At 71.6% G+C, this 15,583-nt stretch carries 11 protein-coding genes and 2 pseudogenes; 2 read left to right on the top strand and 11 right to left on the bottom strand.

The window, feature by feature from the left end:
* Positions 1-119 precede the first annotated feature (119 nt).
* Together ASD48_RS36020 and ASD48_RS36015 are read right to left on the bottom strand one after the other, a co-directional pair.
* Positions 120-977 carry an inositol monophosphatase family protein gene (locus ASD48_RS36020; protein WP_057606060.1) on the bottom strand — a complete coding sequence of 286 codons (858 nt, stop codon included), beginning with the start codon at positions 975-977 and terminating at the stop codon, positions 120-122.
* Positions 978-1,178: 201 nt separating this feature from the next.
* Positions 1,179-3,005, bottom strand: a complete 1,827-nt coding sequence (locus tag ASD48_RS36015) for a gamma-glutamyltransferase (protein ID WP_057606059.1) — start codon at positions 3,003-3,005, stop codon at positions 1,179-1,181.
* A gap of 368 nt (positions 3,006-3,373) precedes the next feature.
* On the opposite strand from ASD48_RS36015, the gene ASD48_RS36010 reads away from it, so the two are divergent.
* Positions 3,374-4,042 (top strand): hypothetical protein, encoded by a 669-nt coding sequence (locus ASD48_RS36010; RefSeq protein WP_057606058.1) that lies wholly within the window; start codon positions 3,374-3,376, stop codon positions 4,040-4,042.
* An 85-nt stretch (positions 4,043-4,127) separates the two neighbouring features.
* On the opposite strand, the gene ASD48_RS36005 is transcribed toward ASD48_RS36010, so the two are convergent.
* The 9 genes and pseudogenes from ASD48_RS36005 to ASD48_RS46255 all read right to left on the bottom strand — a co-directional run.
* A complete protein-coding gene (locus ASD48_RS36005) occupies positions 4,128-5,666 on the bottom strand; it encodes an NCS1 family nucleobase:cation symporter-1 (RefSeq protein WP_057606057.1) in 1,539 nt (512 codons plus the stop codon).
* Between the two features lie 195 nt (positions 5,667-5,861).
* A complete protein-coding gene (locus ASD48_RS36000; protein ID WP_057606056.1) occupies positions 5,862-6,881 on the bottom strand; it encodes a TIGR03842 family LLM class F420-dependent oxidoreductase in 1,020 nt (339 codons plus the stop codon).
* An 11-nt stretch (positions 6,882-6,892) separates the two neighbouring features.
* Positions 6,893-8,296 (bottom strand): dihydropyrimidinase, encoded by a 1,404-nt coding sequence (hydA, locus tag ASD48_RS35995; protein WP_057606055.1) that lies wholly within the window; start codon positions 8,294-8,296, stop codon positions 6,893-6,895.
* A gap of 124 nt (positions 8,297-8,420) precedes the next feature.
* Complete coding sequence (locus tag ASD48_RS35990; protein ID WP_057606054.1) at positions 8,421-9,263, bottom strand: nitrilase-related carbon-nitrogen hydrolase; 843 nt, start codon at positions 9,261-9,263, stop codon at positions 8,421-8,423.
* A gap of 181 nt (positions 9,264-9,444) precedes the next feature.
* Positions 9,445-11,028, bottom strand: coding sequence for a PucR family transcriptional regulator (locus tag ASD48_RS35985; protein ID WP_057606053.1), 1,584 nt, complete (start codon positions 11,026-11,028; stop codon positions 9,445-9,447).
* Positions 11,029-11,058: 30 nt separating this feature from the next.
* Complete coding sequence (locus tag ASD48_RS35980) at positions 11,059-12,342, bottom strand: aspartate aminotransferase family protein (protein WP_057606052.1); 1,284 nt, start codon at positions 12,340-12,342, stop codon at positions 11,059-11,061.
* A complete protein-coding gene (locus ASD48_RS35975) occupies positions 12,339-13,181 on the bottom strand; it encodes a nitrilase-related carbon-nitrogen hydrolase (protein WP_057606051.1) in 843 nt (280 codons plus the stop codon). Before ASD48_RS35975 ends, ASD48_RS35980 begins: the two co-directional genes overlap by 4 nt.
* Before the next feature lie 179 nt (positions 13,182-13,360).
* Positions 13,361-14,926 (bottom strand): hypothetical protein, encoded by a 1,566-nt coding sequence (locus ASD48_RS35970; RefSeq protein WP_057606050.1) that lies wholly within the window; start codon positions 14,924-14,926, stop codon positions 13,361-13,363.
* A gap of 141 nt (positions 14,927-15,067) precedes the next feature.
* Positions 15,068-15,154, bottom strand: a pseudogene (locus ASD48_RS46255) (XRE family transcriptional regulator); the annotation flags it as partial.
* An 8-nt stretch (positions 15,155-15,162) separates the two neighbouring features.
* On the opposite strand from ASD48_RS46255, the pseudogene ASD48_RS35965 reads away from it, so the two are divergent.
* Positions 15,163-15,552, top strand: a pseudogene (locus tag ASD48_RS35965) (M24 family metallopeptidase); the annotation flags it as partial.
* Positions 15,553-15,583 lie beyond the last annotated feature (31 nt).

Below are 15,583 nucleotides of genomic sequence, written 5' to 3'. Positions count from 1 at the left end.
GACACTGTCCAGGCTCCCCCGGCGCGGCAGTGCCTCGCTCGCGCCCGGCCGGAGTGGCCGCGGTCCCGTGGTGCCCGGGGTCCCGTCCCGCTCCCGGAGCGGGAGCCTCCCGGCCCGCGTCAGCTCGACCGAGGTCCGGCGCCCGACAGCAGCGCCGCCACGCGTCGGGCCGTCGCCGCGTCCCGGGCCGCCGTGAAGGGCAGGGAGTTGCCGCCCGTGACCCGGAACGGTCCGCCGTCGAGGGTGAGATGGGCACCGCCCGCCTCCTCCACCAGCAGCAGCCCGGCCGCGTGGTCCCAGGCCGCCTCCCAGGAGAACGCCGTGGCGTCCGACTCACCCCGGGCTATGGCGAGATACTCGAGCCCGGCCGATCCGCACGCGCGCGGCGCGACCCCGTCCGTCCACAGGCCCAGCAGGGCGCGCTTCTGCTCGTCGGTCGTGTAGTCGGGGTGGGAGGTGGCGACCACGAGGTCACGGCCCGGCTCGGGCGGGCCGGCGAACAGTCGCTCGCCGTCCAGGAAGGCGCCGCCGCCGCGGACGGCGGTGGCCAGCTGGTCGCGGGCCGGGGCGTAGGTCCAGGAGGCGAGCAGAACCCCGTGCCGGACGAGCGCGACGAGGGTGCAGAAGCCGTCGTCGCCGTGCACGAACTGCCGTGTTCCGTCGACGGGATCGACGATCCAGACCGGCGCGTCGCCCTGTATCGCCTCGTACGTGGCCGGGTTGGCGTGCACGGCCTCCTCGCCGACGACGACCGAACCGGGCAGCAGGGCGCCGAGGGCGCGGGTCAGGTAGAGCTCCGCGTTGCGGTCCGCGTCCGTCACCAGATCGTGCGGTCCGCTCTTCTGGTCGACCTCGTGCGCGCCGAGCTGCCGGAAGCGGGGCATGATCTCGGCCGCGGCGGCCTTGCGGACCGCTTCCTCCACGTCGGCCGAGTGGCGCGCGAGAAACTCGTCGATGGTTTCCGTGTCTTCGATCATGCCTCCATGAGAGCACGCCCCACTGACAATCCCCACCTGCCCGGTGCATCACGGGTGGAATCGGGATGAAGAACAGGAACGTTTCCCTCCGCTCTCCGGCGTGAGCGATCCGCCCCGCTCTCCCGCACGAGCGCCCGGCCCCGCAGGCGCGCGTGAGCGAGCCGTCCCGCACGCGTGCCGGTGACCCGGGCCGCGCCCGCGTCAGCGGCCCACGGCGTATCCCTGCATCCCGCGCGGGTTCGCGGCCGCGAGCAGGATCCCGGTCTCCGGGTCACGGGCGACCGCGCACAGCCGGCCCTCGGACCACGCGTCGCCCAGGGTCACGTCATGACCGCGTCGCCGCAGCTCCTCCACCACCCCGGGCGGCATCCGGGACTCCACGGTGACGCTGCCCGGCCGCATGCCGCGCGGGTAGAAGGAACCGGGGAAGGCGTCGTTGTGCCAGTTCGGGGCGTCGATCGCGCCCTGGAGGTCGAGACCGCCGCGCACCCGCGCGCGCAGCGCCACGGCCAGCAGGAAGTGCAGCTGCCACTGGTCCTGCTGGTCGCCGCCGGGGGTGCCGAACGCCAGCACCGGGACCCCGTGGCGCAGCGCGATCGAGGGGGTGAGGGTGGTGCGGGGGCGGCGGCCGGGCGTCAGCGAGTTCGGCAGGCCCTCCTCCAGCCAGGTCATCTGGAGCCGGGTGCCGAGCGGGAAGCCCAGTTCGGGCACGACCGGGTTGGACTGCAGCCAGCCGCCGCTGGGCGTGGCGGCGACCATATTGCCCCACCGGTCGACGACGTCGAGGTGGCAGGTGTCGCCCCGGGTGGCGCCCCGCGCGTCCACCTCCGGCTCGCCCGGCACGCGGGACGTGCCGTGCCGGGCGACCGTCGGCTCGCCGGCGCCCAGGGGGTCGAAGGCGGGGTCGTCGGGGGCGACCACGTACGCGTGCGTGCTCAGTCGCGGGACACGTCCGCCGGGGCTGCCGGGGCGCAGCTCGTACGACGCCTTGTCGCCGATCAGCCGCCGCCGCTCCGCGTTGTAGCCGGTGGCGAGCAGTTCGCCCAGCGGGACCTCGGCCGCGTCGCCGTACCAGGCCTCGCGGTCGGCCATGGCGAGCTTGCAGCCCTCGATCAGGAGATGGACGTAGTCGGCGGAGCCGTACGCGGGCAGCTCGGGCGGGAGCAGGGCGAGCTGCTGGAGGAGGGCCGGACCCTGGCTCCAGGGACCGGCCTTGCACACCGTCCAGCCGTTCCAGTCGTACGTGGCCGGCGCCTCGTAGGAGGCGGACCAGGCGGCGAGATCGGCGGCCGTGAGCGTGCCGGTGTGGCGCTCCCCGCTGGTGTCCAGGGTGGGCCGGGCGGCCTGCCGGACGAGGGCCTCGGCGACGAACCCGGTCCGCCACACCTCTCGCGCGGCATCGATCCGCGCCTCCCGGTCGCCCGCCCCGGCGGTCTCGGCGAGCAGTCGCCTCCAGGTGCCGGCGAGGGCGGGGTTGCGCAGCAGCACGCCCGGGCGTGGCGGCTTCCCGCCCGGCAGGTACACCTGCGCCGACGAGGTCCACTCCGTCTCGAACAGCTCCCGTACGGTCTCGACGGTCGCGCCGACGTTCTCCACGGGCGCGTGCCCGTGTTCGGCGTACCCGATGGCGTACTTCAGCACCTCGTCGAGGGACCGGGTGCCGTGGTCGCGCAGGAGGAGCATCCAGGCGTCGAACGCGCCGGGCACGGCCGCCGCCAGCGGTCCGGTGCCGGGCACGAGTTCCAGGCCGAGTGCCCGGTAGTGGGCGACCGTCGCGCCGGCCGGCGCCACTCCCTGCCCGCACAGCACGCGCACCTCGCCGCCGGCCGGGGCGAGCAGGATGGGCACCTCGCCCGCGGGCCCGTTGAGATGCGGTTCGACGACGTGCAGCACGAACGCCCCGGCCACGGCGGCGTCGTAGGCGTTGCCGCCGCCCTCGAGGACGGCCATCGCCGACTGCGAGGCCAGCCAGTGCGTGGACGACACCATGCCGAACGTGCCCTGAAGGGTGGGGCGGGTGGTGAACACGGGGGCTCCTCACTGCGCTACGGCGGTTCCCGGGATCGTACGTACCCACCCGCCGCGCACCCGCACCCGCACCCGCACCGTGTCCCACGAAGAGGCCGCGTGAGAAAGCCGTACGGGGGTTCCGTACGACGGCGCCGCATAGGCGGCGACGCGGGTGTCGCGGGTGGGTCGTCGCAGGGGTGCCGCCCGACCGCGCCTCGCGAAGATGTCTGATGAAGGGCGGTGATGTCCCGGTTGGGCAGGGCCCCTTCGTCACCGCGCGGCCACGGAGCGAGTTCACACTTCCACCCCACAGGGAGTCGTGTGACACTGGCGTCTCCTGTCCGCACTGCGGACCCCGTCCGCACCGTCCCCCACGAAAGTGCGCCGTGCGCTCACTCCCACTGCCGCTCGCCCTCACCGCGCGCCTGACCCCCGTGGTCGTGCTCGCCTGCGCGGGCTGGGCGATGTCGTCCGGCCCGCTCACCGAAAAGCAGGACACCGCGGCCAAGGACACGCAGAAGACCCAGTCCGAGAAGGCGTCCGGCCCGTCCACCACGGCTGTGTCCAAGACGTACGCCGCCGCGCCCGCCCCGTGCACCGGCATCGCCGCGAAGACGGTCACCGCACTCGTGCCGGGCGCCAAGACGGCGGGCAAGGAAATCCCCTCCACGGACACCGATCTGCGCCGGACCTGCTCCTGGAACGCCCTCAAGGGATACGACTACCGGTGGCTCGACGTCTCCTTCGAGATCACGGAGTCGGACGACGCGGCGCAGACGTCGTACAAGGAGCGGACCGGTGAGAAGAGCGGCGGCGGCGCGGTCCCGGGGCTCGGCGACGAGGCCTATTCGGTGGTGAACCTGACGACCGAGGACAAGCAGCAGACCCGTGAGGGCGTCGTCATCGCGCGGGTGTCGAACGCGCTGGTGGTCGTCAACTACAACGGCAGCGACTTCGAGACGAAGAAGGCGCCCAGCACGGACGAGATCAACAAGGGCGCGATCAAGGCCGCGAAGGAAGTGGTGGCCGCCCTGTCGAGCGGCCAGAAGAGCTGAGCGCCCCCGCCGCGCACCGCACGGACCTGGACACGCAACGGCCGGAAGAGCAGAGTCGCTCCTCCGGCCGTTCTCGCGCCACACCTCAGACGGCGTCCGCGGGCTGTTCCTGCCGTGCGGGCAGCAGCAGCATCAGGGCCAGGTACAGCACCATCGATGTGCCGAGCCCGACCGCCCAGCCGTAGTCGGCGAGGGATTCCAGCGCCGGGATCGGCCGTCCGTCGACCAGCGGCTTGAAGCTCGCGCCGCCGACGGCGAGCACGCCGCCGGTCACGAAGGCCACCACGGCCCGCCAGTTCCAGCCGCCGTCGTACCAGTAGCGGCCGCCCGTGCGGTACAGATCGGCCAGGTCGAGCTTGCCGCGGCGCAGGATCCAGTAGTCGGCGATGAGGATGCCGGCGACCGTGCCCAGCAGACCGCCGACCAGCCCGAGCCAGGTGAAGATGTAGCCCTGCGGGTCGGAGTACAGCTTCCACGGGAAGATCAGCACTCCGAGGACACAGGTGGCGAGGGCGCCGGTCCGGAAACTGATCTTCCGGGGCGCGATGTTGGAGAAGTCGAAGGCGGGCGAGACCAGGTTGGCGGCGACGTTCACGGACAGGGTCGCCACCAGCACGGTCACCAGCGCGAACAGCAGACCGAAGACGTTGTCGGTCTTGGCGGCGAGCTGTACCGGATCCCAGATCGTCTCGCCGTACACCGCCTGCGAACCGGACGTGACCATCACCGACAGCAGCGCGAACAGCGTCATGGTGGTCGGCAGACCGAGCGCCTGTCCCCAGGTCTGCGCTTTCTGCGACTTTCCGTACCGCGTGAAGTCCGGGATGTTCAACGACAGCGTCGACCAGAAACCGATCATGCCCATCAGGGACGGCCAGAACAGCTTCCAGAAGTCGGCGCCCCAGCCGACCTTGGACGGCTGGTCGAGCAACGGGCCGAAACCGCCTGCCTTGTTGCTCATCCAGATCAGCATCACCAGGGCGCCGACGAGGACGAAGGGCGCCGCCCAGTTCTCGAAACGCCGGATCGTCTCCATGCCCCGGTAGATGATCGCGACCTGGATCGCCCAGAAGATCGCGAACGACAGCCACATCGTCCAGGCGTAGCCGCCGATCTCACCGGCGTCGCTCCAGCCGTTTCCGATCAGTTTCCCGGCGAGGAAGTAGATCGCCTCGCCGCCGATCCAGGTCTGGATGCCGAACCAGCCGCAGGCCACCAACGCCCGCACTACGGCGGGCAGGTTGGCACCGCGGATGCCGAAGGAGGCGCGGGCGAAGACCGGGAACGGGATCCCGTACTTCGGCCCCGCGTGCCCGGTGAGCAGCATCGGGATCAGCACGATGACGTTGGCCAGGGCGATGGTGAGCACCGCCTGCTTCCAGTCCATGCCGACGGCGATCAGACCGGAGGCGAGCGTCCACGACGCCGTGTTGTGGGCCATGCCGACCCACAGCGCGGAGAAGTTGTACGTGGTCCAGGTGCGCTTCTCCACAGGGACCGGAAGCAGGTCCTCGTTGGCGTAGGGGCCGCTGGGCTGCGGCGAACCAGGGGCGATCTCCACCCGGCCGTCGGCGAGGGTGACTTGGGAGGTCGGCGGTATGGCCGTGGGAGCGGTGTCGGTCATGGGCAGGCCAATCAAACGAGGGGCGGATCCGGAAAGGCCGTGCGGGCTCCGGCCCCCTCCCCCGGGTCGCCGGAGGAGGGGAGAACTGGAGTGGGGGGTTGGGGAGTTGAGCGGTCACTGCGGTGAGCTGCGGTGAGCTGCGGTATCCGATGCCGTACGGCGGTCCGTGCGCCGTACGGCGGTCCGCGCGTCGGGTCAGCCGTTGACGGCCGGGATCACCCGTGTCCCGTAGGCGTCGATGGTGGCCTCCCGGGCGTCGTGCATGTCGTAGACGGCGAACTGGTCCACGCCCAGCTCACGCAGTGCCTGGAGCTTCTCGATGTGCTTCTCGACCGGTCCGACGACGCAGAACCGGTCGACGATCTCGTCGGGCACGAACGCGGTGTCGGGGTTGTCGGCCCGCCCGTGGTGCGAGTAGTCGTACCCCTCACGGGACTTGATGTAGTCGGTGAGTTCCTCCGGTACGGCGGCGGAGTGCTCGCCGTACTTGGACACGAGGTCGGCGACGTGGTTGCCGACCATTCCGCCGAACCAGCGGCACTGCTCACGCGCGTGGGCCAGCGCCTCGGGCGAGTCGTCCTCGGTGACGTACGCCGGGGCGGCGACGCAGATCTTCACCTCGGCGGGGTCACGGCCGGCGGCGACAGCCGCGTCCTTGACCGCCTTCACCATGTACTCGGTGAGGTAGAGGTCGGAGAGCTGGAGGATGAAGCCGTCGGCCTCCTCGCCGGTCATCTTCAGCGCCTTGGGGCCGTACGCGGCCATCCAGACGGGGAGCCGGGCGTCCTCCTTGATCCACGGGAACTTGACGACCGTGCCGCCGAGGTCGGCCTCCTGGCCCGAGCCGAGCGCCCTGATGACCTTCATGGCCGCACTGATCCGGGCGAGGGTGTTCGGGGCGCGGCCCGCGACGCGCATCGCGGAGTCGCCCCGGCCGATGCCGCACACCGTGCGGTTGCCGAACATGTCGTTGAGGGTGGCGAAGGTGGAGGCGGTGACCTCCCAGGTGCGGGTGCCCGGGTTGGTCACCATCGGGCCCACCGTCAGCCTGCTGGTGTTCGCCAGGATCTGGCTGTAGATCACAAACGGTTCCTGCCAGAGCACGGCGGAGTCGAAGGTCCAGCCGTACGTGAAGCCGTTGTCCTCGGCGCGCTTCATCAGCTCGACGACCTTCGAGGCCGGCGGGTCGGTCTGCAGGACGAGTCCGAAGTCCATGTGCGCTGCTCCTAGTTGAGGTACTGACAGGTGGAGCGCGGGGTGTAGACGCCGTGACCGGCGTGTCCGGTGTACTCCCGCTCGGTGATGACGAGTTCGCCCCGCGACAGGACCGTCTCGACGCGGCCGGTGAGCCGCTTGCCCTCGTACGCCGAGTAGTCGACGTTCATGTGGTGCGTGTCCGCGGAGACGATCTGCTCGGCGTGCGGGTCGTAGATCACCACGTCGGCGTCGGCGCCCGGGGCGATGGTGCCCTTCTTCGGGTACATGCCGAACATGCGGGCCGGGGTGGCGCAGGCGATCTCGATCCAGCGGCGGCGGCTGATGTGTCCGTCGACGACGGCCTGGTGCAGCAGGTCCATCCGGTTCTCGACCCCCGGCAGCCCGTTGGGGATCTTCGAGAAGTCGCCCCGGCCGAGCTCCTTCTGGCCCACGAAGCAGAAGGGGCAGTGGTCGGTGGAGACGACCTGGAGGTCGTTGGTCCGCAGGCCCTGCCACAGCTTGGCCTGGTGCTCCTTGGGCCGCAGCGGCGTCGAGCACACGTACTTCGAACCCTCGAAGTCGGGTTCCGCGAGGTTGTCCGTCGACAGGAACAGGTACTGCGGGCAGGTCTCGCCGAAGACGTTGAGCCCCTCGTCGCGCGCCCGGGCCAGTTCCGCAACCGCTTCCATCGCCGAGACGTGCACCACGTACAGCGGAGCACCCGCGACCTGCGCGAGCTTGATGGCCCGGTGGGTGGCCTCGGCCTCGAGGAGGGCCTTGCGGACCTCGCCGTGGTACCTCGGATCCGTCTCCCCGCGGGCCAGCGCCTGTTCGACCAGGACGTCGATGGCGATACCGTTTTCCGCGTGCATCATGATCAGTCCGCCGTTCTCGGCGGAGCGCTGCATGGCGCGCAGGATCTGACCGTCGTCGCTGTAGAAGACGCCGGGATAGGCCATGAACTGCTTGAAGGAGGTGACGCCCTCCTCCACCAGCAGGTCCATCTCCTTCAGCGTGTCCTGGTTCACGTCGGAGACGATCATGTGGAAGCCGTAGTCGATGGCGCAGTTGCCCTCGGCCTTCGCGTGCCAGGCGTCCAGCCCGTCGCGCAGGCTGCGTCCGACGCTCTGCACGGCGAAGTCGACGATCGTCGTCGTGCCGCCCCAGGCGGCCGCCCGGGTGCCGGTCTCGAAGGTGTCGGAGGCGAAGGTGCCGCCGAACGGCAGCTCCATGTGGGTGTGGACGTCGACTCCGCCCGGGATCACGTACTTCCCGGTGGCGTCGAGGACCCGCTCGGCGGTCCAGGCCTCGGCGGCCGTGGTTCCGCAGGCGGCGAGGGCGGCGACACGGCCGTCCTCGATCAGGACGTCGGCGTGGATCTCGTCGGACGCGGTGACGACGAGGCCGCCGCGGATGACGGTACGGGTGCTCATGCGTGGACGCTCCGCTGGGTTGTGGTCGTGACGTGCGGTTCGTTCGAGGCCGGTCGCGCCCCGCGGCGGAGCCGCGCACGGACGCCGCCCCGCGCCCCCGGCAGGGGCGCGGGGACCTCGGGTCTTACGGTGCGGTCAGCGGGCCGTAGGCCTCCGGGCGGCGGTCCCGGTAGAACTGCCAGCGGTCGCGGACCTCGCGCAGCTTGGCCATGTCGAGGTCGCGGACGACGAGTTCGGTCTCCTTGTCGCTCGCCACCTCGCCGACGAACTGGGCCTCCGGGTCCACGAAGTACGAGGTCCCGTAGAAGTCGTTGTCGCCGAGTTCCTCGACACCGACCCGGTTGATCGCGCCGACGAAGTACTCGTTGGCGACGGCCGCCGCCGGCTGCTCCAGCTGCCACAGGTAGGCGGACAGACCACGCGAGGTCGCCGACGGGTTGAAGACGATCTCGGCGCCCTCCAGCCCCAGCGCGCGCCAGCCCTCCGGGAAGTGGCGGTCGTAGCAGATGTAGACACCGACCTTGCCGACGGCCGTCTCGAAGACGGGCCAGCCCACGTTCCCGGGACGGAAGTAGAACTTCTCCCAGAAACCCTTTACCTGCGGGATGTGGTGCTTGCGGTACTTGCCGAGGTACGAGCCGTCCGCGTCGATCACGGCGGCGGTGTTGTAGAGGACGCCCGGCTGCTCCTCCTCGTACATCGGCAGCACCAGGACGATGCCGTACTCCTTGGCGAGCGCCTGGAAACGCTTGACGATCGGGCCGTCCGGGATCTGTTCGGCGTACTCGTAGAACTGCGGGTCCTGGACCTGGCAGAAGTACGGTCCGTAGAACAGCTCCTGGAAACACAGGACCTGAGCACCCTGCGCGGCCGCGTCGCGGACCGCCTGCTCGTGGACCTGGATCATCGATTCCTTGTCGCCGGTCCAGGCCGTCTGGAAGACGGCGGCACGGATCACTCTGCTCATCGGGACCTCCGGTCGCTCGGTGTACGAGGAGCCTAGGAAGCCGGAGAGCCTGCTTTGAGTTGCACGGTGTCACGCCTGCGGGCGTCCGGCGTGCCACCGTGTCACGTCTTTCCGGACCCATGTTTCACCACCGTTTTCCCTGGTCGTTCCATGTTTCTGAGGTGTTGCCGGACGTCCGCCGTCAGCTCTGCTGCGCGTCGTGCGCGAGGAGCGCGATGTGCACCGAGGCGGCCTGTTCGAAGTCGTCGAGGTCCACGCCCAGCCGTCCCTCTATCGCCTCCAGCCGGCGGTACAGCGCGGGCCGGGAGACGTGGTGGAGCTGGGCGGTGCGGGACTTGTTGCGGCCGGTGGCCAGATACGTCCGCAGCACGGCGAGCAGGTCGTCCCCGGCCGCGCAGAGCAGCCCGTCCAGCTCCCGCTCTGCGAAGGACTGCACATGCGGGTCGTCCCGCAGCAGCCGGACCAGGCCGCGCAGATGGACGTCCTTGAGGCGGACGACGGCCGGGAGGTCGAGGGCGGCCGAGGAGTCGGCCACGGCGTCCGCGACATGCTGGGCCTCGCGCAGCCCGGCGGACACGTCGTCCCAGACGATGCGCGGGGCGGCCGCCGCGACGACCGTACGGCTCTCCCCGGACTCGGTCCGCAGCCGGGCGGCGAAGTGCGCGGTGAGCGCCTCGGCGTCCTGGTCGCGGGCGAGGCTGAGCAGCACGGCGGTGGCACCGTCGGCAAGCTCGGCGACCAACCCGGCCATCCCCAACAGGCGGAGCATGCGCTCCAGTTGGGCGGGATCGCCGTCACGGACGACCAGCGGTACGAAGGTGCGCCGGTTGACGGGGAGCCCGGCCGCCCGGGCCCGGGGCAGCAGTTGCCGGGCCGGCACGACACCGGAGACCAGGTCGGTGAGCAGACTCTGCGCGGACTGCTCCTCCCAGGTGTGGGCGGAGGTGCCGCCGAGCATGCGGTGCAGGACGAGGGCCTCGGCGGCCCGGTCGGCGAGGAGCCGTCCGCCGGCGGTGTCGCCGCGATGGCCGCAGAGCATGATCTGCCCCCACCGCTCCCCGCGTCCGCCCAGCTCGGCGCGGATCCAGCCGTCGCCCTCGCTGCCGCCGGCCTGGCGGGCGATGCGCTCCCAGTCCCGCAGCACGTCGTCGACCGCGGACCGCTCCCCCGCCGTCGCCAGCACCCGGTGGGCGAGGTTGGTGACGACCACGGGACAGGCGGCGTGCTGGGCGACCTCGTCGAGCAGCAGCTGAAGCGGGGCGCCCGCGGTGATCAGACCGGTGAGGGCGGTCCGTACCGCCTCCGACAGGCTGACGGCGGCGAACTTCCGCCGGACCAGCCGGGACTGGACCTCCTCCGTCAACTCGGCGAAGGGGAAGGGCCGGTGGAGTACGACCATCGGCAGTCCGCACCGCTCGGCGGCGCGCCGCATCACATCCGGCGGCGCGGGGAACGCCCGCCCGAGCCCCAGCACCACGGCGGCGGCCTCCGCGCGGTGCAGGGACTGGATGTACTCGGTCTGCGCGTTGTCGTCGCCGGCGAGCAGCACTCCGGTGGTGAGGACCATCTCCCCGCCGCTGAGCATGACGCCGACGTCGGCGGCCTCGGCGACATGCACCCAGCGCACCGGCCGGTCGAGCTGGCCCGCGCCCGCCACCACCTCGGGTTCCCCGGCCAGCACCCTTTCCAGGGCCAGGACCTGACGGACCGACAGGGCGGGTTCCAGGGGCTCTACGGGCCCCCAGGGCTCCAGGGTGATGGTCATGGTGTGGTGTTCCCTTGGCTCAGGCCTGCGCTACTGCGTGCTCCTCAGCGCGCCTTCGAGGATCGCGGCGCCCTCCTCGGCCTCCGCGACGGTGAGGGACAGCGGCGGGGCGATCCGCAGGGCGCTGGTGTCGTGACCGCCGCCCTTGCCGATCAGCAGCCCGCCGGCGCGGGCCGCCTCCAGCACGGCGGCCGCCCGGCCCGGGTCCGCCAGGTCGGTGCCCGGCTTCGTCAGCTCGACGCCGATCATCAGCCCGCGCCCGCGCACCTCCCGTACGCCGGGGTCCTGGGCGGCGACGGCCCGCACTCGTTCGATGAGCAGGCCGCCGACTCGCCGGGCGTTGCCCTGGAGGTCGTGTTCCAGCAGGTAGGAGAGGTTGGCGAGACCGGCCGCCATGGTGACCTGGGTGCCGCCGAAGGTGGAGATGCTGTTGGCGTCCAGGCAGTTCATGATCTCGGAGCGGGCGATGACACCGCCGATGGACATGCCGTTGCCGATGCCCTTGGCGAAGGTGACGATGTCCGGTGGTCCGCTGCGACCGTGTGCCTGCCAGCCCCAGAAGTGCTCGCCGGTGCGGCCCCAGCCGGTCTGCACCTCGTCGGCGATCCACAGGATCCCGTGGGCGTTCAGCACTTCACGGAATGCCGCGTACAGTCCGTCCGGCGGCGAGGTGAACCCGCCGACCCCCTGGATGGGCTCGGCGATCAGGGCCGCGGGCGGGCGGGTGTGACCGAGCAGGTCCTTCAGGTCCTCGACGCAGGCCTCGATGAACTCGGCGTCGCCGAGACCGGCGAACGGGCCGCGGCCGCGTACCCCGCCGTGCACGTAGAGCGTCTGGAGCGGGGAGAGCGAGGTCGGCGACCAGCCGCGGTTGCCGGTGATGCCGACCGCGCTGAAGGAACGGCCGTGGTAACTGTTGCGCATCGCGAGCACGGTGTTGCTGCGCCGGTGGGTGGTGGCGAGCAGGAGCGCCGTGTCGTTGGCCTCGGTGCCCGAGGTGGTGAAGAAGACGCGGGCGTCGGGGATGCCGCTGATGTGGGCGATGCGCTCGGCGAGTTCGACCATGGGCCGGTTGAGATACAGGGTCGAGGAGTGGATGATCCGACCGGCCTGCTCGCTCACCGCCTTGGTGACCTCGGGCAGCGCGTGCGCGGTCATGGTGGTGAGGATGCCGCCGAAGAAGTCGAGGTACTTGTTGCCCTCGGCGTCCCAGACGTGCCGGCCCTCGCCGTGGGTGATCTCCAGCGGGTCCTCGTAGTAGAAGGCGAGCCAGTCCGGCAGGACCTTGCGGTGGCGGGCATGGAGTTCGCTCACGGCTGCACCAGCCCCTCGTAGGCGTCGGGACGGCGGTCGCGGTAGAAGGCCCACTGCTGCCGGACCTCCTCGACCAGGTCGAAGTCGAGGTCGCGGACCACGAGTTCCTCGTCCTTGTCGCTCGCGACCTCGCCGACGAACTTCCCCCGCGGGTCCACGAAGTACGACGTCCCGTAGAAGTCGTTGTCCCCGTACTCCTCGACGCCGACCCGGTTGATCGCGGCGACGAAGTACTCGTTGGCGACGGCGGCCGCGGGCTGCTCCAGCTGCCAGAGGTGGGCGGAGAGGCCGCGGTGGGTGGCGGACGGGTTGTAGACCAGCTGGGCGCCGTTGAGACCGAGTTGCCGCCAGCCCTCCGGGAAGTGCCGGTCGTAACAGATGTACACGCCCACCTTGCCGACGGCCGTGTCGAAGACGGGCCAGCCGAGGTTGCCGGGCTTGAAGTAGTACTTCTCCCAGAAACCCTTTACCTGCGGGATGTGGTGTTTCCGGTACTTGCCGAGATAGGAGCCGTCGGCGTCGATCACGGCGGCGGTGTTGTAGTAGAAACCGGACTGCTCGATCTCGAAGACCGGCACGACGACGACCATGCCCGTCTCGCGCGCGAGCTCCTGCATACGACGCACGGTCGGCCCGTCGGGGACCGGTTCGGCCCAGCGGTAGTGCTCCGGCTCCTGGACCTGACAGAAGTAGGGAGCGTTGAAGACCTCCTGGAACCCGATGATCTTCGCGCCCCGGCGGGCCGCCTCGCGGGCGTGCTCCTCGTGTTTCGCCACCATGGACTCGGTGTCGCCGGTCCAGGTGGCCTGGACCAGTGCGGCACGTACGACGTTGGCCATGAGCTGCTCCTTCGACGGGACGTCAGAGCCTCTACGCCCGTAGACGAAGGTCGTAGAGGGACGAACGTAAGCCTCCGGGACGGGCTTGCCAAGACCATCGTCGTTAACCCGCCGAGTCGATCGCGTTTCACACTCCGGTGGGTGAGTCGCCGGGCGTACGGCGTAAGGGGTGGCCCGGGTCAGGCGGTGAAGCCGGCGACCCTGAGGGCGTGCACCAGGTCCCAGTGGCGTTCCTCCGAGACCGTCCGGGCGGCCTCCAGCACGAGGGGGACGAGGGTCCCCGGGTCCGGGGCGACGCTGCGCGCGGCCTCCTCGGGGGTGCGGACCCGGACGTAGGCGTCGAGCAGCGCGCCGACCTCGCGTCGCCGGCCCTCCTCGACCAGGCCGAGGACGGCCTGTCCGATCTCGGTGGCCGGCCGGGCGACGCCCTGGCGCAGGATCTGCTCGCCGTCCGCCGTGCGCCCCACCGCGACCAGTGCGTCGGCCGCGGCGACGAGCCGGTCGGCGGGGAGGGAGGCGGCCTCCCAGAGCAGCGTGGTCCAGTCGGCGGTGAGCCCGGCGCGCTGGAGTTCGGCCGCGAGGAGCGGGATGCGGGCGGCCGGCCAGTAAGCGAGTTCGACGAGCAGCGCGTGCGCCTCGCCGCTGCGGCCTTCACCGCGCAGTCGTACCAGCCGTTCGACCGTCTCGACGGTCTCCCGCCGGGCCGCCGTGTCCAGCGGCTCGCGCCGTGGCTCGGACCGCTCGGCCTTCTCGGTGGCGGCCCCGGCGAAGCGGGCGCCGCGCGGGGTGCGGCGCCCGGTCGGGGCGGGCGCGGGCGTCACCGGTCCGGCGGCGGGCGGTACGGCGAGGGAGGCGGCGTCCTCCTCCTCGGCCATACCGGCGAAACGGGCGCTGCCGCGGCGGCGCTTGCGCTGTTTGGGGACGACGGCCGGGGCGGGGGCGTCCTCGGCGGGATCCGGCCGGGGGGCGGAGGCCTCGGCCGCCGGCGCCTCGGCCTCGTACGCGTCCGCGGGGGCTCCGGCCATGGACCCGGCACCGTAGCCGGAACGTGCGTCGTACCCCGCAGAGGCGTCGTACCCGGCAGAGGCGTCGTACCCGGCGGGGGCGTCGTGCCCGGCGGGAGTGACGTGCCCGGCAGGAGTGTCGTGTCCGGCCGGGGCGTCGTGCCCGGCAGCCGTCCGGTCGGCGGGTGCGGTGGCGGTGTGCGGGGTCGGCCCGGAGGCGGCGCCCGGCGACGGGAGCCGGTCCGACTCCGCCATCCGGTAGCGGAGTTCGGCGCACCGTGCGGTGGCCCGTTCATGGTCGTCGTGGGCCCAGGCGAGGTCGAGACGGATGGCTTCGGCCTGCTCGTGGGTGACCGCGGACGGGAGCCTGCGCCCCAGCTCGGCCAGACGTTCGGCGGCGTAGCGCTGTTCGCGGAGCATCACGTCGAGCCGGTCCCCGAGGGCGTCACGGCCACCGGGCCGGGCGTCGTGGGCGGCGAGGGCGGCGGCGTGCAGGGGCCGGATCCGTTCCGCCTGCTGCGCGGCGACCGCGGTCCCGTACTCGGCGGCGAGGTCCTGGAGCACCGCCTCGACCACGTCCCAGGGCGGCACCTCACGCCCGTCGAGGCAGGCCTGCATGCCGTCGGGATCGCGTTGCCAGAACACCGCGCACCAGCCGGCGCCCTGATCGAGGCGCGCCAGCAGTCCGTTCAGGTAGCTCGCGAACTCCCGTACCCGGCCCGGGAGTTGATCCACAGCCATCGCTCGACTCCCGCCCCGACCGGAACACTCCGGTTCGTAGAAAACACCAACCGTGTTACAGCGCGGCTACAGCCAGTTTTCGAAACCGACGCGACGACCTGTACGCGATCCCGACCGGGCGCGGACAGCGACCCCAGACTGTCACGCGGGGGCGGGCACGCACAGCCCCGCCGGCTCGTCCATCGACAGACCGAGCACACGGGCGAGCGCGGCGACGGTGAAGAACGAACGCCGGCGTCGAGACCGCCGAGCGGGCCCTCGCGGCCGGTATCGAGGCGGCCGTCGTCGGCGACCGCATCGGCGACATCGCGCACGCGATCGGCACGGAGTGCCGGACGGCGGACTACGGCATCCCGCGGGGCTGCGGAGGCCACGGCATCGGACGCCACATGCACGAGGACCCCGCGGTCCCCCACGAGGGCCGCCCGGTCCGGGGTTGTCCCCTGCGCCACGGCATGGACATCGCGAGCGAACCGATGCCGATCGCGAGCGGCGAGGACGGCTACCACGAGGCGCCGGACGGCTGGTCCCTGAGCACGGACGACGGTTCCCGGGCGGCGGCCCACGCGGAACACACGGTGGCGATCACGGAAAGCGGACCGAGGGTCCTCACCGAGCGCCGGTAGGACCGTCGGGCCGACGGGCCCGGGCCGTACG

The sequence above is a fragment of the Streptomyces sp. Root1310 genome, from assembly GCF_001426425.1.
Classification (GTDB): domain Bacteria; phylum Actinomycetota; class Actinomycetes; order Streptomycetales; family Streptomycetaceae; genus Streptomyces.
Note: the sequence above shows the minus strand (reverse complement) of the source record. Positions and strands in the feature narration are given on the sequence as shown.